Consider the following 24,779-nt stretch of genomic DNA (forward strand, 5'->3'; position numbering starts at 1 on the left):
TCAGCTTTGGAAATATTATTAAGTTGATGTTGTCCGTTTGGATGATCCATTGAGAAGGGCATCGCACCCATGTATTGCAACAATGCTATGCCGCATTATATTGGTGCCATATTACGAGACATAGTTCCGAAAGAAGATAATTAATAATGAAGTCCGGAGACTGCGTATAGCGGGCGAGGCCTGATGTCCTGGTTGCTGTCCGCACCAACCCGGCTTCAAACTTCCGTTTCCTGAAGGTACGAACCGGGGTGGTTATATTGCTGGTTTACAACCACCGATTAACTACATTTACTAAAATCAGAGGCTGCTATTATGCCTTTAAAACGGATTTAGCTAACAGCATTGGATTATGAATGAAAAGTTATCGATAAAGAAAAACACGGTGGACAGTAACATGCATACCGGCACAGTAACTCACCTGCGTTGCGCCTCTCAGAGCAATAACCAGCAACTTTATGCCTTAATGGAAAGCTCGTTAACGGGTATTTCAAAAGCTACGGCAGATAATCGTTTGCGCAAATATGGACTAAATGAAGTGCAACATGATAAAGCCCCTTCCTGGTTCATACAATTAATAAAAGCATTTGCAAACCCTTTTATTTTTATTCTCATCGTTATCGCTATCATTTCCTTTATAATAGATGTATGGATGGCCGCGGCGGGAGAGGCAGATTTTAAAACTGTAGTGGTAATTTCAATAATGGTGGCCATAAGCTCGCTACTCCGTTTTGTGCAGGAGTTTAGAAGTAACAAGGCTGCGGAGAAATTGGAAACGATGGTAACAACAACCGCTACGGTAGTGAGAAAGCCCATCGGGCAAAGTGAAATATCAATGCAACTGCTGGTACCCGGCGATATCGTGTATTTATCAGCGGGAGATATGATACCCGCGGATTGCCGGATACTTCAAAGCAAAGATCTGTTCATCAGCCAGTCTATGCTAACGGGAGAATCTTTGCCTGTTGAGAAAACATTTTTACCCATTGCCGGTGCGGATGACAAACAGCCGATAGAATTAAATAATCTTTGTTTTATGGGCACTAATGTGATAAGCGGGTCTGCCACGGCCATTATACTGGTTACCGGGAGCAATACTTATTTTGGAAGCATCAGCAAAAGCATTATTGGCAGCCGCCCGCAAACCAGCTTCGATATAGGAATCAATAAAGTAAGTCTTGTTCTCATCCGCTTTATGCTGGTAATGGTGCCGCTTATTTTTTTAATCAATGGATTATTAAAGAACGATTGGGTGGAGGCTATGCTTTTTGCAATTGCAGTAGCTGTAGGATTAACTCCGGAAATGCTGCCCATGATTGTAACCGCCAATTTAGCCAAAGGCTCATTAAGTATGAGCAAGCATAAAGTAATTGTAAAGCGTTTAAATGCCATTCAGAATATTGGCGCCATGAATATACTTTGTGCTGATAAAACAGGGACACTTACGCTTGATAAGATTGTTTTAGAAACACATTTAAATGTATATGGTATTGAAGATGATGAAGTATTGAAATGGGCGTACCTGAACAGCTATCATCAAACCGGATTGAAAGGCGTTTTAGATAAAGCAGTGTTGGAACACGTGGAGCTGAATGATTACCTGAAAGTGGAAGAACATTTTATAAAAATTGATGAAATTCCGTTTGACTTTGAACGTAGGCGAATGTCGGTAGTGCTTAAGCAAAGTAAAGGGGTGCATTTGCTTATATGCAAAGGCGCAGTGGAAGAGATGCTTGATTTATGCACGCATAGTTTTGACCCCGGTGAAGACAGGCAATTGCATACGGAACAGGATGAAGTAGTGCCCATGGACGAAACCATGCGGCAGTTAGTATTGCGCACAACTCAAAAATTAAATGAAAATGGATTGCGGGTGTTGCTGGTGGCTATTCGCGAATTTGAAGACACACATCCGGTCACCTATTCTGTTAACGATGAAAGCAATTTAATTCTAACGGGTATTATCGGATTTCTTGATCCGGTAAAGCCTTCTACAAAACCTGGCATTGAGGCACTCCATCAGTTAGGCGTTACCGTTAAAGTATTAACGGGAGATAATGAAATTGTGACGAAGAAAATTTGCAGAGATGCAGGCATCCCGGTTGAAAATATAATGCTGGGAAATGAACTCGAACTTATTTCTGAAAAAGAACTGACCGAACGGATTGACGACATTTCCGTTTTTGCAAAACTAAACCCGCTGCAGAAAGTAAGAATAGTAAAATCCCTAAAAGCCAGGGGACATACTGTAGGCTTTATAGGAGACGGCATCAATGACGCAGCCGCGTTAAAAGAAGCCGATGTGGGCGTTAGTGTAGATACAGCGGTGGATATTGCAAAAGAAAATGCTGATATCGTTCTCCTGGAAAAAGACTTAATGGTGCTGCGTAAAGGAATTATTTACGGCAGAAGAACTTTTGGTAATATTATCAAGTATATTAAAATGACTACCAGCAGTAATTTCGGCAACGTGTTCAGTATGATGGGGGCCAGCGCATTCCTCCCCTTTTTACCGATGCTGCCTATTCAATTGCTGGTGCAAAATTTGATGTACGACATTTCTCAAATATCCATTCCCTGGGATACAATGGATAAAGATTTTTTAGAAAAACCAAAAAAATGGGATGCATCAGGAATACAAAAATTCATGTTTTACATTGGCCCTATCAGCTCTGTTTTTGATTACATTTTATTTGCAGTAATGTTTTTTGTTTTTAAAGCCAACAGTGTTGAAAATCAAAGCTTGTTTCAAACAGGTTGGTTTGTTGAAGGATTACTATCCCAAACCCTTATTGTACACATGATTCGAACCAAAAAGATACCGTTTATTCAAAGCTGGGCTACAGCGCCGGTAATAGCACTTACTTCCTTAATCATGCTTATTGGTATAGCCATCCCGTTTACACCACTTGCGGCAATGCTTTCATTGCAACCCCTGCCAGTTGCTTATTTTCCCTGGTTAACAGGCATATTAACAGGATATTGTTTTCTTACGCAGTATGTAAAAAACCAGTATATCAAAAAATTTGATGGATGGCTGTAGGTTAAATACAAAACCAATAACCTGTTTTCGGATATTTTAATAATACCGCCCCAGCAGCGGATGCTCTATGATCGTCTTCTTCATTTGCAGCGGATCAATAATACCCTGTCTGGCATATATAATTTTGCCACCGGGCTCTACCAAAATAGTATAGGGCAGTCCTCCCTGCCAGTTAGGATCTACCGCTTCAATAAGCTGGTACTTATCATCTGTACTAAAAATATAATTGGTATTGGAAGCCTGTTGCTTTTGCAGGAACTGCAATGCCTTTTCCTTTTTGGCAGGATCATCGGCGCTGATGCTGATAAATTCAAAATCCCGTTTGCGGTACATCCTGTTCATGGTTATAAATTCCGGAAATTCCGTAACGCAGGGACCGCACCAGGTGGCCCAGATATTAATTAAACGCAGTTTGCCGGATTCGTTCTTTAGCAAATTTTTTATTCCTGCTACATCAATATCATTTAATTGCACCGGCTCTTTGGCCCACTCCTGCTGCGCCTTTACAATCCAGTCGCTTTTTTCTTTCCACTTCGTGGAACATCCAAAAACTTTTGTGGCAGGTGTAGTTACTTCCTTATTGGCAAGTAAAGCTTCTATAGCATTCCGCGTATCAAAGTGCTTTGGCGTTTTGGCAGGGTTTTCCACATCGTCTATTCTTCCCTGGAAACGGAGTTTGCGCGCTTCATCAAAAATAAAAACATGTGGTGTAACGGCAGGTCCGTAAGCTTTTGCTGTTGCCTGTGTATCGCCATCATATAAATACGGAAAGTTGAATTGCTTCTCTTTGGCACGGATCTTCATCTCTTCAAAGGAGTCGCTTAAATCTGTATAATCCAGCTCACTTAAGGTAATGGACTTAGGATCGTTGGGCATAATGGCAACAACAGCAACGCCCTTGCCCGAATAATCGGCGGTAAGTTGTATAATACGCTCTTCATAAGCCTGCGCGGTTGGGCAGTGATTACAGGTAAAGATGATCACTACTATTTTGCTATTGCTGAAAGATGCAAGCGTATAGGTTTTGCCATCAGCAGCAGGCAATGTAAAACCGGGAGCAACGGCGCCAATAGCAAGCGTTTTATGCTCTTGCGGCGGTTGGGCATAACCCGGAAAAGACTGCAATAAAAATAAAATGCTCAGCAGGAAAACTACCAATGAATGCTTCATAACTGAATATTTTACTAAAGGTTACAACATCCCGGGAGTAAGAATGAAGTTAAGTAAGTTAAAAGAGGGTATGAACGAGCTTCCTGCCTGTAATGAAATTCAACTTACTTAACTCACTTTTCAGCTATTCCGCCTTTTTCTTGGCGGCCTTGGCCCTGGCAGGTTTTGCCGGACGACTTTTGCCAAATGATCCCTGCGCGATTTTTCCTTTTTTTGTTTTTTTATCACCTCTTCCCATAGTATTGATGTTTATTGCTTGTTAAATAAATACTTCTTACTCCGTGCAAAAATAAAAAAAGCAAGATACAACCGGTGCATCCTGCTTAAAATGTTCTAAAGGCTGGAATTACAACTTTGCAGATAATTCTTTACCTGCTTTAAAGCGGGCAACTTTTTTAGCTTTAATCTTGATAACAGCACCAGTTTGTGGGTTGCGGCCATTACGTGCAGCACGTTTGGAAACAGAAAAAGTGCCGAAGCCAACAAGTGTAACTTTACCACCGCCTTTCAGGGTTTTGGTAACCGCTTCAATAAAAGAATCCAAAGATTCATTAGCCTGAGTTTTTGTGATGCCGGCATCATCTGCAATCTTTGCGATTAATTCAGCTTTGTTCATGATAGAGCGTTTTTAGAATTTTATTTAGGAGAAACAAATATAGACGCTTTTTACATCCAACAAAATTATTTTCCGGTTTTAATCTGTGTAATTTTCTTTCCGAACCCGTATGGGATAAGGATTACAAGCGTAACCGGAGGGGCTGATTAAAAAGACGTTAAATGGAAAACAGGCTAAAAGCCTTGCTGGCATTAGGTTTTCCACAATTAGTCCACATGCTCCATAACTGTTCGGAAAGCAATAGATTGATCACCCCACTTTTCTATCGCTTTTTTTCGCAGGGAAGCGGCAAACCTATCCATATATTGCTGGTATCGCTGCCGGGAGGAAGTGAAATACTGTATAGTAAAGGTTATACCTTCTGTGTCGTCCTGGTCAAGCAAACGGTACTTTTTAAATGAATCAAACAAACCCGTAGCCATTATTTCGGGAATATGCTCATGCGTTTGCCATTGCAGCCATTGCGCTTCTATATGCGGAAGAATTTTTGTAGTAATATTATATACGATCATCCTGAACCTGCTTTATTTCTGCATATACCGGGCAATGATCGCTGTGCTTTACACCGGGGTATATTTCTGCGGCAGCTAACTGATCTTTCAGCCCTTCTGTTACATTTATATAATCAATGCGCCAGCCTTTATTGTTTAAACGAACACTGGGAAAACGCTGGCTCCACCAGCTATAGCGATGGGGTTCCGGATGAAAAACCCGGAATGTATCTACCCATTGCCGGTCAAAAAATTTATCCATCCATGCCCGCTCTTCGGGCAAAAAGCCAGATGATTTTTTATTGCCTTTCGGATCATGAATATCAATTTCTTTGTGAGCGATATTGTAATCGCCGCACAAAATTAATTTCGGATATTGCAAATGCAGCTTGCCGAGATAATCAAAAAAATCATCTAACCAGGCGTACTTAAAGCTTTGCCTTTCCTCTCCGCTTGTGCCCGATGGGAAATAGGCGTTGATGAGCCGGATGTCTCCAAAATCAAGCTGCAAAACCCTTCCTTCATCATCGCTTACCTTGTGCTGCGTACCGTATTCCACATGATCGGGTTTTATTTTGGTGAAGACGGCCACACCGCTGTATCCTTTTTTTTGCGCACTGAACCAGTAGTCGTAATAGCCCAGTGCATTGAACAGGGTATGATCCACATTTTCTTTTACCGCTTTGGTTTCCTGCACGCAAATAATATCCGCCGGGTCTGTTTTCAGCCAGTCTAAAAAACCTTTCTTAATGGCGGCACGAATACCGTTAACATTATAGGAAATGATACGCATACTGTTTCATTACAACCGCAAATAATAAAATGAATGATCAGGTTATAAAGCGGCGCGCTTACCCACAGGTAAATTCACCCCAATGCTCAAAATCATTTCATAGGTGCCAAAAGCATGCTTTGCGGTTCCTTTATAAATTTTAAGATTGGAATAACGGGCATAATCCAGTTTGTTAGCATACTCTATGAAAGCATACTTAAAAAAAGTAGCTTTAACCGTTGCTTCCAGTCCCACATTCCAGCCGCCTAACTGGAAATCCGGCTTATTTGCGTTGCCAAAAAAACTGTTCTCTACGTGCGGAATCACAGGGCCAATACCCGCTTTACCCAAAAAATCTAATTTCAGGTTGCCGTCTTTAGTAGAAATAAGCTCACACCTTTTTACCAGGTTAAACAGCAAAAAGTTAGCCCCGTTATTCAGGTAATAATAAAAACCATCTTCTTTTGAAAACCGCACCGTAGTATCTATGGCTTTTCCGTTGCGTTTTCCTGTAAGGGAAGCATCCTGCCCATCTTCAAAAATAAATTTGGTGTGGTCAAAATTGATCTCTGCTCCCCAGCCTTTTTGCGGATTAAAAAAATAACCCAACCGGTAATTGTACTGTGGTATAGAAATAGCTTTGCGAAACAGGCCGTTATCCCAGCCTTTTTTATCATGCCCTTTAATACGGTTAAAAGTATAATCGTTGCCTAATTCGGGCTGATTAATGTGCACATTACTGCGGGTGTACCATTCCGTATTGTATCCCCACGAAAGATACCATTCGCTTTTGGGGTATGTTTTTGTGGTTTGCGCGCTAACAACAGAGGAGAAAAAGATCATTCCGAGAATGATCAGGCAGGTTCCGGGTTTTTGAATACTCATATTTCTAATGGCTTAAAATATTTTACCTCGCTACATTCACTATTCAATTGCGGGGGCGAAATTAAGCTAATACAATTAAAACTAACGGCTAACGGTATGTGCTGATTTTTATTTTCTGCCTGCAAAAAAACCGGCAAGCTGTTCAATATGATCGGTATTGATATAATCTACCTGTAGCTTCATAAATATCTGCCAGGTATGAGGATTGTCCGGGCAGCCCCAGAAACGGATCCTCTTATGCAGGGCATGTACTTTTTCAATAACGGTAGTCAGTGCCTTTTTTTCTTCCGCCGGGATATTTCCGTTACCCTTCCACTGCGAATACTTCCTGAAGTTATCACTGAATATAGCTATACGATTAATTTGCCGTATATGCCCGGGGTTATTGATATTGCCGTCAAAATAAATATAAGAAGGGTATTCATCAAAAGCAGCGGGTGGCGGCTGATTGCCTGTAATTACAAATTGTACGGCAGTGGTTGTTGTTAGTAACGGATATTTTTCAATAATAGCCATTACTTTTTTGAGTGTAACAAGCGCCTCCGTTTTAAGATCTATCAATAAAATCACTTTTCGTGCAGTATCTTTTTGCGCCTGTAAAGCTGCATACAGGGGTTGTATATAATCCCGCTCAAAGAACAGCGGTTTTGTAAAAATATCACTGTGGTTGTGTGCTACGTATAAGCTGTCATTTTCCAGTATCACATCCGCTTCAATGGAACCAAAGCCAAGGTTATAGGCCTGTGTAAAAGGAATATTATGCTCATAATCGTTGTGGGCGTGGGCATTAGCTGCAGTGTAAAGTATGGTTTGACCATATCCCGTATGAAAAGCAAGTGTAATGAGTATTAAAGAGAGCCAATGCTTTAAGGAGAATTGTTTCATAATCGGTCATTTATTTAATAAAGGCTGCAACTTATGCCTGTTACAGATTAAAAGTATAAAAGATTGCGCAGGTGAGCCTTCAAAATCATACCGGTTATCATTAAAAATTGCCATTTATCTTTTTATAAAAAAAATTATTTGTGTCCGAAATCACTATAAACCCTTTGCTATATTGGCTTTCAGCGAATTTTATCCAATTATTGACTACCAACTACTAAAATAAAAATGGTACTATGTATTGCATAGTATTAAATAAGGTTCTATCTTTGCTCCAGATGATTGTAAAATAACCACCAATAGACCAAACAGGTATAAAAGGAAGGAAGTATAAGTAAGATGAATAATATAAGGTGGTTGTAAAGATTGGTATAACAATATTGTAAACGTTTCGCTTTACCGGCCGGAGAAGCGGAAAAAATCCCTGAGATTATGAATATCGAGAACACGCAGAGCCAGATGAGGAAAGGGGTACTGGAATTTTGCATCCTGTCTATAATTAAGCGTGGAGAGGTATATCCGAGTGATATTATAGAGGAAATGAAAAGGGCCAACCTTAATATTCTGGAAGGAACACTTTACCCTTTATTAACGCGATTGAAAAATGCGGACCTGCTTACCTATCGCTGGGTAGAGAGCACAGGAGGCCCCCCCAGGAAATATTTTTCATTAACTGATAAAGGAGCGGGGTTTTACGCTGAACTACAGGCAACATGGAATGAACTGGCAAATGCGGTACACGCGTTAACGCAAAATGAGCAGGCTATTGACACAAACCCCAACAACTTCAACCAATAAAAATTGAACTGATCATGAAAAAGGTAATAAATATAAATTTCCAGGGAAGGGTGATACCCATTGAAGAAACGGCTTACGAAACGTTGAAGCAGTATGTAGAAAGCCTGCGCCGGTATTTCGCCAGTGAAGAAGGGAAAGATGAGATCATCAGTGATATTGAGAACCGCATTGCAGAGTTGTTTGATGAAAAATTAAAGAAGGGTGCTGTTTGTATTGCTGATGAAGATGTGAATGTGGTAATGGCAAGTATGGGCAGACCCGAAGATTTTGAGCAGGAAGAAGCTGCATACACTTCGGGCACAACAGCAAACGCGGGTGCGGGCAATTATACGCAATCAGCTATACCAGAACCTGCTCCTGCGCCGCGCCGGCTGTACCGTGCGGAAAACGACAGGGTACTGGGCGGTGTATGTGCCGGAATAGCCAATTACCTGAGAATTGATCCGGCGGTGGTACGTATTATTTTTGCACTCATTGCTTTTGGCGGATTTGGCTTCGGCTTCTTATTGTATATCATTTTATGGATCATACTGCCTTCTAAGCCATTGCAGACCAATGTGCGTAAACGGCTTTACCGCGATCCGGATAACAAAATGATTGGTGGCGTAGCCAGCGGATTAAGCGCGTACTTTAATATTGATACCTGGATTCCCCGGCTGATATTTCTTTTACCTTTTGTACTCAGCCTGCTTCCTAATTTGTTCAATGGTTTCTGGTGGCATTGGAAAGGCCCCTGGGTAGCATTCAGCGGGTTAGGCGGCACCTTCTTCGTTACTTATATTATTCTATGGATCGTTTTACCCCGTGCAGTTACCGCCAGTGAAAAATTAGAAATGCGTGGTGAAAAAATTGACCTGGAAAGTATAAAAAATACGGTACAGGAAGAGCTGCAGAACGTAAAAGGCCGCAGCGAAAAGATAGGCGCTGAATTAAAGGAAAGATCCAAAGATGTTGGACAGGAAATCAGCAGCGCCATACAGCAGAAAACACAGGCTTTTGCATCGGAGGTGGGGCCCTTTGCCAAAAAAGCGGGTACAGGAATTGGTAATGCGATAGGGGTGCTGTTCAAAGCCTTCTTTCTGTTCATTGCCGGCATTGTTGCCTTTGCATTGCTCATCGCCTTAATCGCCCTGTTGTATAGCGGTATCGGAATATTTCCGTTGAAGAATTTTTTGCTGGAAGGATTTTGGGAAAACTTCCTGGTATGGAGTGTGTTAACCATGTTCATTGGCGTTCCGATCATTGCTTTTATAGTATGGATCGCCAGGCGTATGATGCGGGTAAAATCGGGGAACCCCTACCTGGGATATGCTTTTGGAAGTCTTTGGATAATTGGACTGGTAAGCGTATTTGTGCTGATAGGAATGATTAGCGGCAATTTCAGAACAAAAACAAGCGCTACGGAACAGGTTAGCATTACACAGCCTTCAACCGGAAAGATGATCGTAAAAGTATCTGACGGAAAGATAAGATACTATAGCAGCGACTGGTTTGACGGAGAGCTTCCATTTTTATCTATGAATGAAGATAGTATGCTGCTGAATACCGTGCGGGTAAAAGTGGTAAAAAGCGGGGATTCTTCCTATCACATTCAAATGGTAAAATTAGCCAGGGGTAATACGCCGGCTATAGCCGAAAAGAATGCGGCCAATGTACACTTTCCCGTAACACAAAATGACAGCGTAATTGTTTTACCCAAAGGATTCCCCATATCTAAGGAAGACAAATTCCGTAATCAGCAGGTGATGCTGGTAATTGAAGTGCCGGTTGGAAAAAAGATAATGATTGATAAAAGTATAGACTGGTTCGACTGGTTTGATATTAATATTGACCGCAGAAGAAGATGGAATATTGACTGGGATGAAAGATGGGACAACTCCTATTCATGGAGAAATAATGTGCAGTATATAATGACGGCAGACGGGCTGGAAAGAATGGATAAGAATGAAGAAGATAAAGGGAAGCTGAAAAGCGGAAAATTCAGGCTGAAAGCAGATGAAAATGGTGTAGAGATAGAGGCAGAGGGCGAAATGGATACGGGTAAAGGCACTTACCGCTACAAACAGCAGGGTGATTCCATTATTATTGAAAAAGGGAAAAAGCCCGCTCCTCCAAAGTCGCCGGCACCACCTCCTGCGCCGGTTCAGGAAAGAAAAGCTTCGGTTTCTTCTGATGATGGGAAAGTAGAAAAAGTAGTAAGAGCCCGTGCACGGGAAGATTTACACAGTCCCTTTCACTTCCTTTCCGGCCGTTAAAAAATGGCATACCCCGAAAGATCGTTTCAATAGAAAGGTTGAAGTTGGAACAAAGCTACCCCGCTGGTAAAAAGGTGGGGTAGCTGCTTTTGCGGTACAGGTAGCCAGCAGAAACCGCACAGCCCGAAACCCATAACCTAATAATGCCACCCAGGTTATATCTTTGTCCAAAGCGCGGTATGGAAAAATCGAATTTTGTTGATCAGATCAGGATATTTTGTCGCAGCGGGCATGGAGGCGCCGGCAGTAAGCATTTCATGCGCACCAAGTATAACCCGCAGGCGGGCCCCGATGGCGGCGATGGCGGCAGGGGTGGTCATATTTTGCTCCGGGGTAACAAAAATTTATGGACCCTGTTGCATTTGCGGTATTTCAAAAATGTGCTTGCAGAAAATGGTGAAGGGGGCAGCGGTAATAACTGTACGGGCAGAATGGGAAAGGATATTATTATAGAAGTGCCTTTGGGAACAGTTGCCTTTGACGAAGAAACGAATGAAAAGGAAGCCGAAATAATGGAAGACGGACAGGAAATAATATGGATAAAGGGCGGACGCGGAGGACTGGGCAATAGTAATTTTGCCACGGCCACCAACCAGGCACCGGAGTATGCCCAGCCTGGCGAACCCGGGCAGGAAGCCTGGAAGGTGTTAGAACTAAAAGTGCTGGCGGATGTAGGCCTGGTAGGCTTTCCCAATGCAGGCAAATCCACTTTATTAGCTGCTATTACTGCCGCCAAACCCAAAATTGCTGATTATGCTTTTACTACTATTGATCCCAATCTGGGCATAGTAGCCTATCGCGAAAACAAAAGTTTTTGTATAGCCGATCTTCCCGGTATTATTGAAGGAGCCGCGGAGGGCAAGGGTTTGGGCCATCGCTTTCTTCGTCATATTGAACGTAACCCCGTGCTGCTGTTCCTTATTCCTGCCGACAGCAAAGACCATCGTAAAGAGTTTGATATACTGGTAAATGAACTGGAGCAATACAATCCGGAGTTGCTGCACAAGGAATTTATTATTGCTGTAAGTAAAAGCGATATGCTGGATGATGAACTGAAAACAGCTATCAGTAAAGAATTACCTCCTGGTATCCCGCACCTTTTTATTTCATCGCTTAGCCATAAAGGTTTGGTTGAACTGAAAGACCTGTTGTGGCAGGTCTTAAATAAAAAAAATGATCAGTAAACAATAGATCATAATAAAAATGCTGTAGCATTACCACTGCAAAAAGCAATAATATTTATTTCATTATACCGTACGATTGCCTGCCATTTCCGGCACTTACTGCGAAGCCCCCGGGTTTGGCTTTTTTGTTGCATTATCCAGTCCGCATCGCTTATCTTTATACGCGTATTTTTTATGTAAGCAATTGGTCATCCTGAAAAATTCTGTATATGGCTTTACTGCCCTGGCGCAAAGGTATTGTTACACGTATCAGGGAAGAAGCTCCCCTAACCCGAAGATATTGGATTGCAGTACAGGATACCGCTCATTTTGATTTTATTCCCGGGCAGTTCGTAACACTTGATTTGCCCATACATGAAAAGCCCGCCAGAAGATGGCGCAGCTATTCTATAGCATCATGGCCCGATGGCAGCAACGTGTTTGAACTGGTGATTGTATTATTAGAAGGCGGTGCAGGAACTACCTATATTTTCAATGAAATAAAAGAAGGATCGGAGTTTACGCTGCGCGGTGCGCTCGGCGTATTTACCCTGCCGCAGCCTGTTGAAAAGGAGCTGTTCCTGATCTGTACCGGAACAGGCATTGCACCCTTTCGGAGTATGGTTAATTATATTAATCTGCACAATATTCCTCACAGGGATATTCACCTCATATTTGGCTGCCGCGAAAAATGCAACCTGCTGTATTATGATGAGATGCGGGAACTGGAAGAAAAAGTGCCTGGTTTTCATTATTACCCTACCTTATCACGACAGGAGTGGGAAGGGAAAACCGGTTATGTGCATGCTATATATGAAGAACTCGCCCAAACCATGCCGCCTGCACAGTTCTTTCTTTGTGGCTGGAAGAATATGATTGATGAAGCCAAACAAAGGATTGTGGCCATGGGCTACGACCGCAAAGCTATTCACCAGGAGTTATACGGGTAATTAAATCTTATCTTCCACTCTCTAAATATCAATGCTATTGTATGATAAGATCGTCTACCCGCGCTATCCTGCTGCTTTTTTTTATGGCGGCGGGTACCACTTCCTTTTCCCAGACCTTACAAACCGCCACACCGGCATCCGTACAGGTTTCCGAAGAAAGACTGAAACGTATTGACGGGCTGGTACAGCAGTATATAGACAGCGGCTGGATCAATGGCGCCACGGCCATTATTGCCCGCAATGGCAAAATTGTATACTACAAAGGATTGGGGTATGATGATGCAGCTACGAAAAAGCACCTGCAAAAAGATGCCATTATGCGTATCGCTTCTCAAACCAAAGCCATTACCAGCGTAGCCGTAATGATGTTGTATGAAGAAGGAAGATTTTTGTTAGACGATGCGGTGAGCAAATACATACCCGAATTTAAAAATCCCGTGGTATTAGATAGCTTTAATGAAGCCGATACTACCTATACTACTGTTCCTGCTAAATCGGGGATAACTATACGCCATTTGCTTACCCATACTTCCGGCATCCACTATGCGCAAATAGGCAACAAAACCTTTAATGCCATTTATGCAAAAGCGGGTATTTTGGCCGGCATCGGCATCGGCGGGATAAAACTGGCGGATATAATGAAAAAATTAGGTCCGCTGCCTTTAGCGCATCAACCCGGAGAAAAATTTACCTACGGGCTGAATACCGACCTGCTGGGTTATTTAGTAGAAGTGGTATCCGGCATGAGCCTTGACCACTTTTTGAAAACAAGGATATTTGAGCCTTTAGGTATGAAGGATACTTATTTTTATCTTCCGGCAGCGAAACAAAACCGCTTAGCCACGCTGTATACGGAAGACGATACCAAGCATATTAAAAAAGCCGCGGCAACGATGGATATTAACGGCACATTCTATACCAACTACCCCAATATGAACGGCACGTATTTTTCCGGGGGAGGGGGATTGTCATCCACGGCTTACGATTATGCCATTTTTATGCAAATGCTGCTGAACAACGGCGTATATAACGGTAAGCGCATATTATCACGCAATACCATTCGTATGATGACCACCAACCAGATAGGGGACCTTGCATTAGGGCATGGTAATGCATTTGGACTGGGTTTTGAAGTGGCAACTGAAAAGGGAAGCGCATTTTCTCCCCGGCCCAAAGGATCCTATAGCTGGGGCGGCATGTTCAGCTCTTCATACTGGATAGATCCCGAAGAAAAGATAGTGGCGCAACTGTTTTTGCAGTTGTATCCTAACAGTCATGGCGATATTCATGAAAAATTTAAAGTACTCACTTACCAGGCGCTTAATAACTAACCATATTCATATCCAACAGCATGAAAAAAATCAGCTTTATTATTTTGTTCTTCTGCACAGCTTCCGTAGTTGCACAGCAAAAATCTATGAACTTTGAGCAATACGACCCGGTATCTACGCTTAAAGTTCCGGAGCACATAGTTACCAGGGCTAAATTTCCTTTCATTGATGTACACAATCACCAGTGGAACCTTTCTGAGCAGGCTATTCCAGGGCTGCTAACCGCAATGGATAAGCTGAACATGGCCGTAATGGTAAACCTCAGCGGTGGTAACGGCAGCAGGTTACGGGAAATGACACAAAGCGTTCGCAACAAAGCTCCGAAACGTTTTATTGTATTTGCCAACATTGACTTTAATGGTATTGGTGAAGCCGGCTGGACGGCAAACGCGGTTAAGCAATTGGAAGCCGATGTAAAAAACGGGGCTAATGGGTTGAAAATATTTAAAAACCTGGGCTTTTCGGTTACAGATAAAGGGGGCAAACGGGTAGCCATAGACGACCCCCGGTTAGATGCAATATGGGGAAAATGCGGGGAACTGCATATTCCCGTGCTTATACATACTGCCGATCCCAAGCCATTCTGGGATCCGGTGGATGAACACAATGAACGCTGGCTGGAGCTGGTTACCCATCCCCGCAGGAAAAGAGAAGCTAATGATCCTGAGCCGTGGGAGGAGCTCATTGCCGAACAGCACCGCATGTTTAAAAAGCATCCTTCCACTACCTTTATTGCGGCGCATTTTGGCTGGTACCCCAACGATCTGGGCAAATTAGGCAGCTTATTAAATGAAATGCCGAATATGATGATTGAATTTGGCGCAGTTATCGCTGAGCTGGGCAGGCAGCCAAGGGCGGCAAAACAGTTTTTTGAGCAGTACCAGAACAGGATTATGTTTGGCAAGGATAGCTGGGTGCCCGATGAATACAGTACATATTTCAGGGTTTTGGAAACGGAAGACGAATATTTTCCTTACCACAAAAAATACCATGCCTTCTGGCGTATATACGGAATGGGCCTCTCCGATGCGGTTCTCAAAAAAATATATTACAAAAACGCCCTGCGTATCATCCCCAATATTGATAAAACAGGATTCCCGGACTAACATTTCCAAATTTCCTGCTATCTTGCACGTCCTTAAAATGTTTTGATTGATATGGAATACAGTAAGATCATTTCCGTTACCGGCTTAGGCGGTTTATTTGAATTATTAAGCTCTAAAGGAGACGGCGCTATTGTGCGTTCCCTTGAAGATAAAAGCACCCGGTTTGTATCTTCCCGCGTACATAACTTCTCGCACTTAGAAAGTATTGAAATATTTACAGTTCGCGACAATGTGAACCTGGCCGATGTATTTCTTGCCATGCAAAAAGATGCTACGCCATTGCCCGGTGAAAAAGACAACGCGGCAGTAAAGAAATATTTCGAAACGGTATATCCCGATATGGATTTTGAAAGGGTATATACCAGCGACATGAAAAAAATGGTGAAATGGCTCAGTATTTTAACGGCCAATAATATTGATATCAAGGCTCCTCAACCTGAAGAAGAGGAAATAGTTGATTCCGAAGATCAACAGGAAGCGGAAGCAGTAAAAGCAGCGGCCCCGGGGGAAGCAGCACCCCAAAAATCGGAAAAGAAAAAAGAAGTAACAAAGGAAGAAGAAGCAAAACCTGCGCCTAAGGCAAAAGCAGCACCTAAAAAAGCGGAAACAACCAAAGAAGAAGAAGCTGTACCTAAAAAGAAAGCTACGCCAAAGAAAAAAGCAAAAGAATAAGAATAATATAGCATTGGAAGTGAGCGGTGAAAGCAATTCTCTTCTGTCTTTTGTCTCTCCCTTTTCACCTTTTACCCTTTCACAATACTATGATCCAGGCAAGTGCTGATATTAAAAAAAAGACAAGACATTTTCTACCGGAAGATTTCGAAGTAACCACATGGGAGGCGCTCGAACCTTATTTCAAAGCGCTGTCCGAAAGGCCCATTGATTCTAAGCAGGAACTGGAACAGTGGCTAAAGGATTCCAGCGAACTGGAAGCTGTGGTATCGGAAGACGCCTGCTGGCGGCAGGTACGCATGACCTGCGACACGGAAAACAAAGCGCTTACCGAAGCCTTTACTTTTTTCTATACGGCTATTCAGCCCAATATACAGCCGTACGCCGATAAGATCAACAGGAAGCTGGTTGGTTGCGCGTATACCGCTGAGTTAAACCAGGATAAGTATTTTACCTACCTCCGTTCCGTAAAAAAAAGTATTGACCTGTTTAGAGAAGAAAATATTCCGTTGTTTTCAGAACTCAGTGTAATGCAGCAGCAATACGGCGCCGTTGCGGGTAAAATGACCGTTGAGGTAGAAGGAAAAGAATACACCCTGCAGCAGGCTTCCAAATTCCTGGAAAGTCACGACAGGGTATTACGTGAATCGGTTTACCGGAAAGTAAATGAAAGAAGGCTGCTGGATAAAGACACATTCAATGAATTGTTTACCGGACTTGTACGCAAGCGCCACCAGGTAGCTTTAAATGCCGGGTTTAGCAACTACCGGGATTATATGTTCGTGGAGAAAGGCCGGTTTGATTATACCAAAGAAGATTGCTTTAGCTTTCATGAAGGGGTAAAGCAGTACGTTTTGCCTTTAGTGGATATGATTAACAGGAAGAAAAAGGAAAAGCTTAAACTGGATGTATTGAAGCCCTGGGATACTGAAGCCGAACCGGAAGGGGTAGCTCCTTTACGTCCTTTTACCAGCGGAAAAGAGCTATTGGAGAAATCCATAGTATGTTTTAACCGGTTGCGGCCCTTTTTTGCAGATTGCCTGCGGAAGATGGATGAGCTGAAACGCTTTGACCTCGACAGCCGGAAGGGCAAAGCGCCCGGCGGGTATAATATGCCGTTATCCGAAAGCGGGGCACCTTTTATTTTTATGAATGCCGCCGGGCAAATGCATGATGTTACCACTATGGTACACGAAGGCGGGCATGCGGTTCACTCCTTTCTGGCGCATCCGCTGGAATTATCCGCTTTTAAAGAATATCCTATCGAAATGGCGGAAGTGGCCAGTATGAGCATGGAGCTGTTCAGCATGGAATACTGGGATACCTTTTTTACTGATGCCCATGATTTGCAAAGAGCAAAAGAACACCAGTTAGAAAGAGTGATTACTATAATGCCCTGGATAGCCACCATAGATAAATTCCAGCACTGGCTTTATGAAAATCCTTTTCATACCACGGAAGAAAGAACTACCCGGTGGATGGAGATATTACGGGAGTTTTCTTCTGACATAATAGATTTCAGGGGGTTAGAGCAGTACCGTGAAAGTGCATGGCAGCGTCAGTTACACCTTTTTGAAGTGCCTTTCTATTATATTGAATACGGCATTGCCCAGTTAGGCGCTATAGGAATGTGGAAACAATTCAAAGAAAATAGGGAAAATGCTTTGGATAATTACATGAAAGCACTAAGTTTGGGTAATATAAAACCCTTACCGGAATTGTATGCATCTGCAGGATTGCGGTTCGATTTATCACCATCCTATATCAGAGAATTAATGGAATTTGTTCATACCGAAATGCCGGTATAGAATAGATTTTAAAATAGCTACTAATCAGAGCCTTAACCAAAAGTCCCGATGTTTCTACATCGGGGCTTTGTGATTTTTGCTGTAAATAACGTAGCTTCATAAATATAAATACTATTCAAAATTCCCATACACATGAAATATTTTATGGCGCTTGCTATAGTCTGTTTATCCTTTTTATCTTTTACAGATGTTCCCAAAAACCAGCAGGATGGATGGATTTCTATATTTGACGGAACGCTGAACAATTGGAAAGTTGGAAAGAACGCCGCTACATTTAGTATTGAAGACGGCAGTATTAAGGTGAACGGACCTGTTGCGCATATATATTATGATGGCCCTGTGAAAAAACATATTTTCACCAATTTTGAATTCAAAGCAGATGTAAAAACATTACCGGGTTCTAATTCGGGAATATATTTTCATACCAGCTACCAGGAAGGCGGTTGGCCCGAGAGGGGATATGAAGTGCAGGTAAACAACTCCCACTCCGACTGGCGCAGAACAGGCAGCCTGTATGATATTGTAGACATAAGAGAAACCTATGCAAAAGACAATGAATGGTATACTGAATATATCAAAGTAGAAGGCAAGCATGTAATTATTAAGGTAAATGATAAAGTAGTGGTGGATTATACTGAACCCTGCAATGTTAAAAGGGAGGATAATCACCCGTTGCGCCTGATCACCGGCGGCACTTTTGCGTTGCAGGGTCACGACCCCAAAAGCACAGTGTATTATAAGAATATAATGGTTAAGCCGTTGGCAGACTAATGGGAAGGATTTGAGATTGATTCCGGGTGCAAGATGCAGCGTGCAGGTTACAGGGATCCGTTTCAATGTTAAGTTTTTCTTTCGGATTTCGAATTCCCGGCTTCGGATTGTTTCACGCCCGACCGGACGTCCGTCCGGATCGGTACGGACGGGGGCAGGGAATGAGCCCGCCCGAACGATGTTCAATCGGGCGGGGGGGGGCTTACCTTTGCGGCATGGAATATTTCAAAAAGCTACTGGATTTATTGAAAATGGAGCGGGAGCAGGATCGCAGGGCTTACCAGCAACTCATAGAAACATCCGGCGTAGCGGAACGCAGGGCAAACGGACTCACCTGGTATCCTATTGCCATACGCGACACGGAACTGGGCCGCGGCGATTATTTAACCGTAGAGGCAGAACGCACTACACACCAGGATATTCCACATCAGCTTCGCTTCGGCGCATCCGCCGTTATTTTTTCCAATCACAATCCAAAAGAGAACAGGGTGGAAGGGGTAATTACTTTCCAGGGCGGCAACCGGTTGAAGATAACATTGCGTACAGATGAACTGCCCGACTGGAGCCGCGATGGAAAATTAGGCATTGACCTGCTTTTTGACGACAACAGCTACGATGAAATGCAGAACGCCCTTAAACTGGTGCAAACACTTAGCGAAAAACCACAGGAAGGGCATCTGATAAAAATACTCACGGGTGAAAAACCGGCTACTTTTGAAACCTCCGTTACGCATTTTGGCAGTACCGTATTAAATGACTCACAGCAGGCCGCCGTACATAAAATTGTATCTGCCAACGAGCTGGCAATTGTGCATGGTCCGCCGGGCACGGGTAAAACCACCACGCTGGTGCAGGCAGTTAAAGCCTTAATACAACAGGATCATCAACAGGTACTGGTGGTAGCACCCAGCAATACCGCTGTAGATTTGCTCACGGAAAAATTATCAGACGAAGGATTGGATGTACTGCGTGTAGGTAACCCCGCAAGGGTATCGGAGCGGCTGATGTCCCTCACGCTCGACAGCAGGGTGGCTGAGCACAACAGCATGAAGGAAGTGAAGAAAATGAAGAAGCAGGCCAATGAGCTTCGCAATATGGCGCATAAGTATAAACGTAATTTCGGCAAAGCCGAGCGCGAACAACGCAGAGCGCTTTTTGATGAAGCGCACCGCATCATTAAAGATGTTGAAAAAACGGAACAATACATTACGAATGATTTGCTCAGCCGTGCACAGGTAATTACTGCCACGCTGGTAGGCGCTAACCATTATACCGTGCGCCATCTCAAATATCATACGGTAGTAATTGATGAGGCCGGGCAGGCGCTGGAACCCGCCTGCTGGATACCCATCCTCAAAGCGCAGAAACTTGTGCTGGCAGGCGACCATTGCCAGTTACCTCCCACCATCAAATCGGAAGAGGCGGCGCGTAGCGGACTAAGCACTACCCTTCTTGAAAAATGCGTACAGCTCCATCCCGAAGCCGTTGTGTTGCTGGAACAACAGTACCGCATGCATGAAACAATCATGGGATATTCTTCCGCTGTATTTTATCATAACCGGTTAAAGGCGCATCCTTCCGTTGCAAAGCATTTGCTGTTTGATGCAGACCGTCCGTTGGCTTTTATTGATACTGCCGGCTGCGGTTTCGATGAAAAAACAGAAGGCGTAAGCACCGGCAACCCCGAAGAAGCAGCTTTTGTTTTTAAACATCTCACACAATTGGTAACAGAACTGGGCGCTCATTACCAGCCTCATAATTTTCCTTCGATAGCTGTAATTTCTCCCTACCGGCAGCAGATACAATTATTAAAAGAGCAGTTGCAGCACAGCCCACAACTGCAGGTATATGGCGATAAAATTTCGGTGAATACTATTGACAGTTTCCAGGGCCAGGAGCGGGATATCGTATACATCAGCATGACGCGCAGTAATACCGAAAGCAGGATCGGTTTCCTGTCCGACATCCGCCGCATGAATGTAGCCATGACCCGTGCCCGCAAAAAATTAGTGGTGATCGGCGACAGCGCTACGCTGAGCCAGTTGCCTTTTTACGCTAACTTCATTACTTACGCGGAGCAACAGAATGCTTACCAAAGCGCATGGGAGTTTGTGGATATGTAAGCGAGTATTGTGTGTGGAATGAGACGCTGGCAAATGTTGAATGCCGGGGTCTGCTGCCTACAATGGTTTTTTATGAAGACTCCCGGCGCAACTTCAAAATACAAAGCGACTTGAACAAATGAAATTTATGAATAATTTTGAACGGAGAGAACGATCTATATGAAAATAGCGATAGCAGGAGCACATCGGGTCGGAAAAACCACATTGACGGAAAAACTTCAGGAGCATCTTCCTGATTATACACTCAATATAAAACCCTATTACGAACTGGAAGAATCAGGATATGTATTTTCAGAAAGACCTGATGTGGATGATTTTATAAAACAATTTGATTTTTCAATAAAACAAATCACGAAAAGTGGAGACAATACCATTTTTGACAGATGCCCGATTGACATTTTAACCTATATCCATGTCATTAATGAAACTAAAGACATTCAATCATTCTTTAATAAAGCTCAAACAATAATTACAGGAATTGACCTTCTTGTATTCGTTTCCGTAGAAGAGCCTGATTTGATACCATGTCAGAAATCAGATTTGCCGGAGCTCAGGTATAAGGTAAATGAGATATTTAATGATTGGGTTTGGGATTTTGGGGCAGAAACAATTATAGTTAATGGAGCTTTGCTGACGCGCATAGATCAAATTCTCGGTAAAATATCTTAAGCGTATATTTTTTTGTTCCACCAGGTCTTCACCGGTTTGCCATTCAATACCCATTCGTTTCTGCCATCGTCCACGACTGCGCTTTTTTTACCGTCACCTTTTCACTGCCACTGAACACTTTTACGTTCGTACTATGCTCTAATTCAGGATATACTACCTGGGTAACACACTGCCTCCCGTTGGCAAACACTTCTATGATAGAACGGTCCAGAAAAATATCAAGCTGTAATGTTTCGTCTTTCTCCAGCTCAAAAGGCGCCCTTTGTTCCGATACATTTTCAGGAAATCCATCTACAGGTGCCCCGAACATAGCATGGGAAGGCATGCTGACAGGCCCTTTAACAGATGATTTGATGAAGTTTATAACCAATTCCTTTTTAAGCGGGTCGTAGCTGATGGTGGTTTCTTCCTTTCCATCCGGAGAACAAAAAACTTTTACGCCATAAGGTGCCTTAGCTCCGCCTTTTATTTCAATTTTCAGTTCAATGGATTTTCCTTTTGCTTTTAATGTATGTTCTGTATTCGCTTCCAGCACTATATTATTTTGCTGTACTTCATTCAGCCTGATGGCTTTCACCTCTTCGGGCGGATTGATCTGCAGTGTACCGTTTTTAGCAAGCGACAATACCCGCGGCAAGCTCATAATGCCCGACCAGCCGTAATCAGGAAGTGTTTCGGGCTTGCGCTCCAGCACCCATCCCCATATAATATTCCTTCCTTTATCATCCTGCAATTGTTCCGGGGCAAAGAATGTTCCGCCCGGCCAGTTCATCCGGCCATGCTGTTCAATAGTATACTTATCATTGGCAAAGCTTCCTGTAAAATACTGCGCACCGATATTATGGCTGATGAAAAGCAGCATGGATTTGTTTCCGATGGAAAAAAAATCCGGACAGGAAACGTCTTCAGATGCATACAACCAGCTTTTAGTACTGTCTAACAGCCGGCCAATATGCTCCCACTTGTACATATCTTTCGATTTGAACAGGGCCGGTGTTTTGCCTCCGGAGATCTGGTAATACCAGCCTGCCTTTTTATCGTACCATCCTTCCGGATCCCATGCCGTGTATTTGCCTGAATTACCAAACGGATCATCGGCGGCAGGCGTTTTTAAAACAGGATTGCCGTCAAATTTTTTCCATACTTTCAGGTCATCATCTGTTGAATAGGCTACCAGGTTTGCAGAAGCGCCCTGCCCGTGATACATGATATGCGGAACACCTTCTTTTGATAAGAATGCGCCACCGCTGAAAATGCCCTGTTCCATATCCCCATCTTTTATATTCAGCATATCAGGATATAAAGTCCAGTGAAACAAATCGGTGCTCACTGCATGTCCCCATACATGCTCTGTTTTACCGTTCCGCATTTTTTGATAGATATACCCAAGATGGTATTTTCCTTTCCGGTAGATGCCGCCATTGGGATCAAAAGGCATGGCATGTCCCTCGGGAGCTACAAAATGATAGATGGGACGGTGCGGGTCGGCTTGCATCAGCGACCGCAGGGCGCGGGTATCATTGATCATCTCTTCCATATCTTTTTGCTTTTCCTGCTGTGCCATACCACAATAGGCCAAGAGGATAAAGAAGAGGGCATTTAATTTCTTCATACCGGGTTGTTGTTTATTTTTATTAACGCGCTCCATGTTGCGCACCTTTAACGTTTGCTATTGCTCCGTTAAAGTGCATTTACCAGTGCCTTCATTTTTTGCAATCCCGTTTTGGCTACCTGCAATGCATCTTCGGCCCAATACGTTTTATTGAACAACTCCAGCGAAAGTACTTTTGTGCCGCCCATAGCCTGCAGGTCCTGCAGTACCTGCTTAAGCGGTGCAACGCCATCGCCTGGGTATACCCTGTCGCCATCCGTTTGTTCGTTTACAGGCTTAGTGCCCGGATAATCGTTTATGTGTATAATTTCAATGGCTTTTCCATTCACCAGCTTTAATCCGTTAAATCCTGAACCACCGCGGAAAAGGTGATACACATCCGGCAATATCCGCGCATCAGCATCATTGGCAGCGGCGGCGATAGCCAATGCCTGGCCTAAGCTATACAGTGTACCCGAAGCGCCCCAAAATTCTAATTGCGGCATTACCTTATATTTTCTTCCCAGCTCCAGTATCTCACGGTAATGTATACCCACCTGCTGAAAATCTACCGGTTCATTTTTGCTAACGCCCGAGGGCGGTGCGGCTATACGGCGGCAACCCAGCGCGGCCATTATTTTCATCTCTTCCTCCATCTCCTGCAATCCCGCTTTTCGTTTAGCGGCATCACGCACCATCCATGTGGTAAAACTCATGGCATCTTCCACAACAAGCCCCCTGTCTGCAATGAATTTCGCGAGTGTGTCAACAGTGCCGCCCTGTTTAATATAATCTCTTATATCGCTCACCCATAATTCCACACCATCATAGCCGGCCGCAGATGCAATTTCTAATGACTTAAGCAGTCCCACGTTTTGCCCGCGTATGGTACTGGTATTCAAACAAAAACGAAATGCCCCGTTGGCGTGGGCAGGACTGGCATTGATGACAGGGGGTATAAAGGCTGATAAAGCCGCTGCGCCTGTTAGTTTTATAAGCGTTCTTCTGCTAAGCATAAAAAAGTAGAATGAAGGCTTAAGGTAAAGCATTTTTTGAGCGGGAGAACAAAGCGTATCATATATTTTCCGGTTTAGCAAGAAGGCTAAGCATCGGTGCGTTTTTGCCTGTAAAAATTTGGAGTCTTAAAATTTCTTAAAAAATTCAGTACCTATCCCAGAAAGCAGGAGGTTCTATATTCAGCGAACGGAGATATACATAAGCCTGCCCGCGGTGGTGGATCTCGTTATCAATCCAGTAAAATATAAAAAAATAACCAGGGCCTTCCCATTGCCCAAACGCTGTGTCCGTTTCCAGGAAACGATGCGGGGGAATCTGCGGCCAAAGTACGTTCAACGCTTCGGTTGCCTCGTCCCAGCGGTCCAGCAATTCCGTTTTGGTAGTGGGGGCAGCTTTTTTTAGATGTGCCGGCAATTCATTAAGCTTTTGCCAGTTGCCCGTAATTACACCTTTCACTCCCGGCACCGCCATTCCAAGCATTTCTAATACCAGCTCTGAAAATGGCCGCATGCCACCAACAGAATAGGAGAAAAGTTTGTCTTCGGGAAATACTGCTATCATTTTACGGGTAAGTTTACGATGTCCCTGCCAATGTTCGAGGAGCGCTTCCGGCGTGATAACAATGGAAGACTTGGTTTCTGTTGCCTGGTTACTGTTTGACATTGTTTT

The 24,779-nt window shown here is 43.4% G+C and carries 22 protein-coding genes; 12 read left to right on the forward strand and 10 right to left on the reverse strand.

The window, feature by feature from the left end; translation table 11 throughout:
* The first annotated feature begins 349 nt into the window (after positions 1 to 349).
* A complete protein-coding gene (gene mgtA, locus VL121_RS01035; protein WP_325401240.1) occupies positions 350 to 3,040 on the forward strand; it encodes a magnesium-translocating P-type ATPase in 2,691 nt (896 codons plus the stop codon).
* 36 nt (positions 3,041 to 3,076) lie between these two features.
* On the opposite strand, the gene VL121_RS01040 is transcribed toward mgtA, so the two are convergent.
* The 7 genes from VL121_RS01040 to VL121_RS01065 all read right to left on the reverse strand — a co-directional run bounded on the left by VL121_RS01040 (position 3,077) and on the right by VL121_RS01065 (position 7,859).
* On the reverse strand, positions 3,077 to 4,210 hold the full coding sequence (locus tag VL121_RS01040) for a redoxin family protein (protein ID WP_325401242.1): 1,134 nt from the start codon (positions 4,208 to 4,210) through the stop codon (positions 3,077 to 3,079).
* A gap of 124 nt (positions 4,211 to 4,334) precedes the next feature.
* Positions 4,335 to 4,448: a 30S ribosomal protein THX gene (locus VL121_RS21585; RefSeq protein WP_349255346.1), complete on the reverse strand. Its 114-nt coding sequence runs from the start codon at positions 4,446 to 4,448 to the stop codon at positions 4,335 to 4,337.
* A 108-nt stretch (positions 4,449 to 4,556) separates the two neighbouring features.
* Positions 4,557 to 4,826: an HU family DNA-binding protein gene (locus VL121_RS01045; protein WP_324557255.1), complete on the reverse strand. Its 270-nt coding sequence runs from the start codon at positions 4,824 to 4,826 to the stop codon at positions 4,557 to 4,559.
* A gap of 206 nt (positions 4,827 to 5,032) precedes the next feature.
* Positions 5,033 to 5,338: a DUF4286 family protein gene (locus VL121_RS01050; protein WP_325401244.1), complete on the reverse strand. Its 306-nt coding sequence runs from the start codon at positions 5,336 to 5,338 to the stop codon at positions 5,033 to 5,035.
* The gene (locus tag VL121_RS01055; RefSeq protein WP_325401246.1) at positions 5,325 to 6,110 is read right to left on the reverse strand and encodes an exodeoxyribonuclease III; all 786 of its coding nucleotides are present in this window, start codon (positions 6,108 to 6,110) and stop codon (positions 5,325 to 5,327) included. The genes VL121_RS01050 and VL121_RS01055 overlap by 14 nt, the downstream gene beginning before the upstream one ends.
* 42 nt (positions 6,111 to 6,152) lie before the next feature.
* Entirely contained in the window at positions 6,153 to 6,974 is an 822-nt protein-coding gene (locus VL121_RS01060; RefSeq protein ID WP_325401248.1) for a hypothetical protein, read from the reverse strand.
* A gap of 108 nt (positions 6,975 to 7,082) precedes the next feature.
* The gene (locus tag VL121_RS01065; RefSeq protein ID WP_325401250.1) at positions 7,083 to 7,859 is read right to left on the reverse strand and encodes a PI-PLC domain-containing protein; all 777 of its coding nucleotides are present in this window, start codon (positions 7,857 to 7,859) and stop codon (positions 7,083 to 7,085) included.
* 429 nt (positions 7,860 to 8,288) lie between these two features.
* Between VL121_RS01065 and VL121_RS01070 the strand changes: the two genes are divergently transcribed.
* From VL121_RS01070 to VL121_RS01120, 11 genes are all read left to right on the forward strand, one after another.
* Complete coding sequence (locus VL121_RS01070) at positions 8,289 to 8,654, forward strand: PadR family transcriptional regulator (protein WP_325401252.1); 366 nt, start codon at positions 8,289 to 8,291, stop codon at positions 8,652 to 8,654.
* Positions 8,655 to 8,668: 14 nt separating this feature from the next.
* Positions 8,669 to 10,909 carry a PspC domain-containing protein gene (locus VL121_RS01075; RefSeq protein WP_325401254.1) on the forward strand — a complete coding sequence of 747 codons (2,241 nt, stop codon included), beginning with the start codon at positions 8,669 to 8,671 and terminating at the stop codon, positions 10,907 to 10,909.
* Between the two features lie 179 nt (positions 10,910 to 11,088).
* A complete protein-coding gene (gene obgE, locus VL121_RS01080; RefSeq protein WP_325401256.1) occupies positions 11,089 to 12,093 on the forward strand; it encodes a GTPase ObgE in 1,005 nt (334 codons plus the stop codon).
* Positions 12,094 to 12,302: 209 nt separating this feature from the next.
* The gene (locus VL121_RS01085) at positions 12,303 to 13,022 is read left to right on the forward strand and encodes a ferredoxin--NADP reductase (RefSeq protein ID WP_325401258.1); all 720 of its coding nucleotides are present in this window, start codon (positions 12,303 to 12,305) and stop codon (positions 13,020 to 13,022) included.
* 41 nt (positions 13,023 to 13,063) lie between these two features.
* The gene (locus VL121_RS01090) at positions 13,064 to 14,353 is read left to right on the forward strand and encodes a serine hydrolase domain-containing protein (protein WP_325401260.1); all 1,290 of its coding nucleotides are present in this window, start codon (positions 13,064 to 13,066) and stop codon (positions 14,351 to 14,353) included.
* Positions 14,354 to 14,373: 20 nt separating this feature from the next.
* Positions 14,374 to 15,459, forward strand: coding sequence for an amidohydrolase family protein (locus VL121_RS01095; protein ID WP_325401262.1), 1,086 nt, complete (start codon positions 14,374 to 14,376; stop codon positions 15,457 to 15,459).
* A gap of 51 nt (positions 15,460 to 15,510) precedes the next feature.
* The gene (locus VL121_RS01100; protein ID WP_325401264.1) at positions 15,511 to 16,131 is read left to right on the forward strand and encodes a DUF5606 family protein; all 621 of its coding nucleotides are present in this window, start codon (positions 15,511 to 15,513) and stop codon (positions 16,129 to 16,131) included.
* A gap of 89 nt (positions 16,132 to 16,220) precedes the next feature.
* The gene (locus VL121_RS01105; protein ID WP_325401266.1) at positions 16,221 to 17,939 is read left to right on the forward strand and encodes a M3 family oligoendopeptidase; all 1,719 of its coding nucleotides are present in this window, start codon (positions 16,221 to 16,223) and stop codon (positions 17,937 to 17,939) included.
* A gap of 132 nt (positions 17,940 to 18,071) precedes the next feature.
* Positions 18,072 to 18,710, forward strand: coding sequence for a 3-keto-disaccharide hydrolase (locus tag VL121_RS01110; RefSeq protein ID WP_325401268.1), 639 nt, complete (start codon positions 18,072 to 18,074; stop codon positions 18,708 to 18,710).
* Between the two features lie 215 nt (positions 18,711 to 18,925).
* On the forward strand, positions 18,926 to 20,833 hold the full coding sequence (locus VL121_RS01115) for an AAA domain-containing protein (RefSeq protein WP_325401270.1): 1,908 nt from the start codon (positions 18,926 to 18,928) through the stop codon (positions 20,831 to 20,833).
* A 159-nt stretch (positions 20,834 to 20,992) separates the two neighbouring features.
* Positions 20,993 to 21,502: an AAA family ATPase gene (locus tag VL121_RS01120; protein WP_325401272.1), complete on the forward strand. Its 510-nt coding sequence runs from the start codon at positions 20,993 to 20,995 to the stop codon at positions 21,500 to 21,502.
* 43 nt (positions 21,503 to 21,545) lie between these two features.
* Here VL121_RS01120 and VL121_RS01125 read toward each other — a convergent pair whose 3' ends face one another.
* The 3 genes from VL121_RS01125 to VL121_RS01135 all read right to left on the reverse strand — a co-directional run bounded on the left by VL121_RS01125 (position 21,546) and on the right by VL121_RS01135 (position 24,773).
* Positions 21,546 to 23,114 (reverse strand): glycoside hydrolase family 32 protein, encoded by a 1,569-nt coding sequence (locus VL121_RS01125; RefSeq protein WP_325401274.1) that lies wholly within the window; start codon positions 23,112 to 23,114, stop codon positions 21,546 to 21,548.
* Positions 23,115 to 23,182: 68 nt separating this feature from the next.
* Positions 23,183 to 24,109, reverse strand: a complete 927-nt coding sequence (locus VL121_RS01130; RefSeq protein ID WP_325401276.1) for a sugar phosphate isomerase/epimerase family protein — start codon at positions 24,107 to 24,109, stop codon at positions 23,183 to 23,185.
* Positions 24,110 to 24,254: 145 nt separating this feature from the next.
* Positions 24,255 to 24,773: a DinB family protein gene (locus VL121_RS01135; protein ID WP_325401278.1), complete on the reverse strand. Its 519-nt coding sequence runs from the start codon at positions 24,771 to 24,773 to the stop codon at positions 24,255 to 24,257.
* Positions 24,774 to 24,779: the final 6 nt, after the last annotated feature.

Origin of the sequence: Agriterribacter sp., assembly GCF_035497235.1 — a bacterium.
In the GTDB taxonomy this organism is placed as follows: Bacteria; Bacteroidota; Bacteroidia; order Chitinophagales; family Chitinophagaceae; genus Agriterribacter.

Excerpts from the sequence above, each read along its gene's own strand:
- mgtA (WP_325401240.1), top strand. The coding sequence starts at position 350 with ATGAATGAAAAGTTATCGATAAAGAAAAACACGGTGGACAGTAACATG.
- VL121_RS01040 (WP_325401242.1), bottom strand. The coding sequence starts at position 4,210 with ATGAAGCATTCATTGGTAGTTTTCCTGCTGAGCATTTTATTTTTATTG.
- VL121_RS21585 (WP_349255346.1), bottom strand. The coding sequence starts at position 4,448 with ATGGGAAGAGGTGATAAAAAAACAAAAAAAGGAAAAATCGCGCAGGGA.
- VL121_RS01045 (WP_324557255.1), bottom strand. The coding sequence starts at position 4,826 with ATGAACAAAGCTGAATTAATCGCAAAGATTGCAGATGATGCCGGCATC.
- VL121_RS01050 (WP_325401244.1), bottom strand. The coding sequence starts at position 5,338 with ATGATCGTATATAATATTACTACAAAAATTCTTCCGCATATAGAAGCG.
- VL121_RS01055 (WP_325401246.1), bottom strand. The coding sequence starts at position 6,110 with ATGCGTATCATTTCCTATAATGTTAACGGTATTCGTGCCGCCATTAAG.
- VL121_RS01060 (WP_325401248.1), bottom strand. The coding sequence starts at position 6,974 with ATGAGTATTCAAAAACCCGGAACCTGCCTGATCATTCTCGGAATGATC.
- VL121_RS01065 (WP_325401250.1), bottom strand. The coding sequence starts at position 7,859 with ATGAAACAATTCTCCTTAAAGCATTGGCTCTCTTTAATACTCATTACA.
- VL121_RS01070 (WP_325401252.1), top strand. The coding sequence starts at position 8,289 with ATGAATATCGAGAACACGCAGAGCCAGATGAGGAAAGGGGTACTGGAA.
- VL121_RS01075 (WP_325401254.1), top strand. The coding sequence starts at position 8,669 with ATGAAAAAGGTAATAAATATAAATTTCCAGGGAAGGGTGATACCCATT.
- obgE (WP_325401256.1), top strand. The coding sequence starts at position 11,089 with ATGGAAAAATCGAATTTTGTTGATCAGATCAGGATATTTTGTCGCAGC.
- VL121_RS01085 (WP_325401258.1), top strand. The coding sequence starts at position 12,303 with ATGGCTTTACTGCCCTGGCGCAAAGGTATTGTTACACGTATCAGGGAA.
- VL121_RS01090 (WP_325401260.1), top strand. The coding sequence starts at position 13,064 with ATGATAAGATCGTCTACCCGCGCTATCCTGCTGCTTTTTTTTATGGCG.
- VL121_RS01095 (WP_325401262.1), top strand. The coding sequence starts at position 14,374 with ATGAAAAAAATCAGCTTTATTATTTTGTTCTTCTGCACAGCTTCCGTA.
- VL121_RS01100 (WP_325401264.1), top strand. The coding sequence starts at position 15,511 with ATGGAATACAGTAAGATCATTTCCGTTACCGGCTTAGGCGGTTTATTT.
- VL121_RS01105 (WP_325401266.1), top strand. The coding sequence starts at position 16,221 with ATGATCCAGGCAAGTGCTGATATTAAAAAAAAGACAAGACATTTTCTA.
- VL121_RS01110 (WP_325401268.1), top strand. The coding sequence starts at position 18,072 with ATGAAATATTTTATGGCGCTTGCTATAGTCTGTTTATCCTTTTTATCT.
- VL121_RS01115 (WP_325401270.1), top strand. The coding sequence starts at position 18,926 with ATGGAATATTTCAAAAAGCTACTGGATTTATTGAAAATGGAGCGGGAG.
- VL121_RS01120 (WP_325401272.1), top strand. The coding sequence starts at position 20,993 with ATGAAAATAGCGATAGCAGGAGCACATCGGGTCGGAAAAACCACATTG.
- VL121_RS01125 (WP_325401274.1), bottom strand. The coding sequence starts at position 23,114 with ATGAAGAAATTAAATGCCCTCTTCTTTATCCTCTTGGCCTATTGTGGT.
- VL121_RS01130 (WP_325401276.1), bottom strand. The coding sequence starts at position 24,109 with ATGCTTAGCAGAAGAACGCTTATAAAACTAACAGGCGCAGCGGCTTTA.
- VL121_RS01135 (WP_325401278.1), bottom strand. The coding sequence starts at position 24,773 with ATGTCAAACAGTAACCAGGCAACAGAAACCAAGTCTTCCATTGTTATC.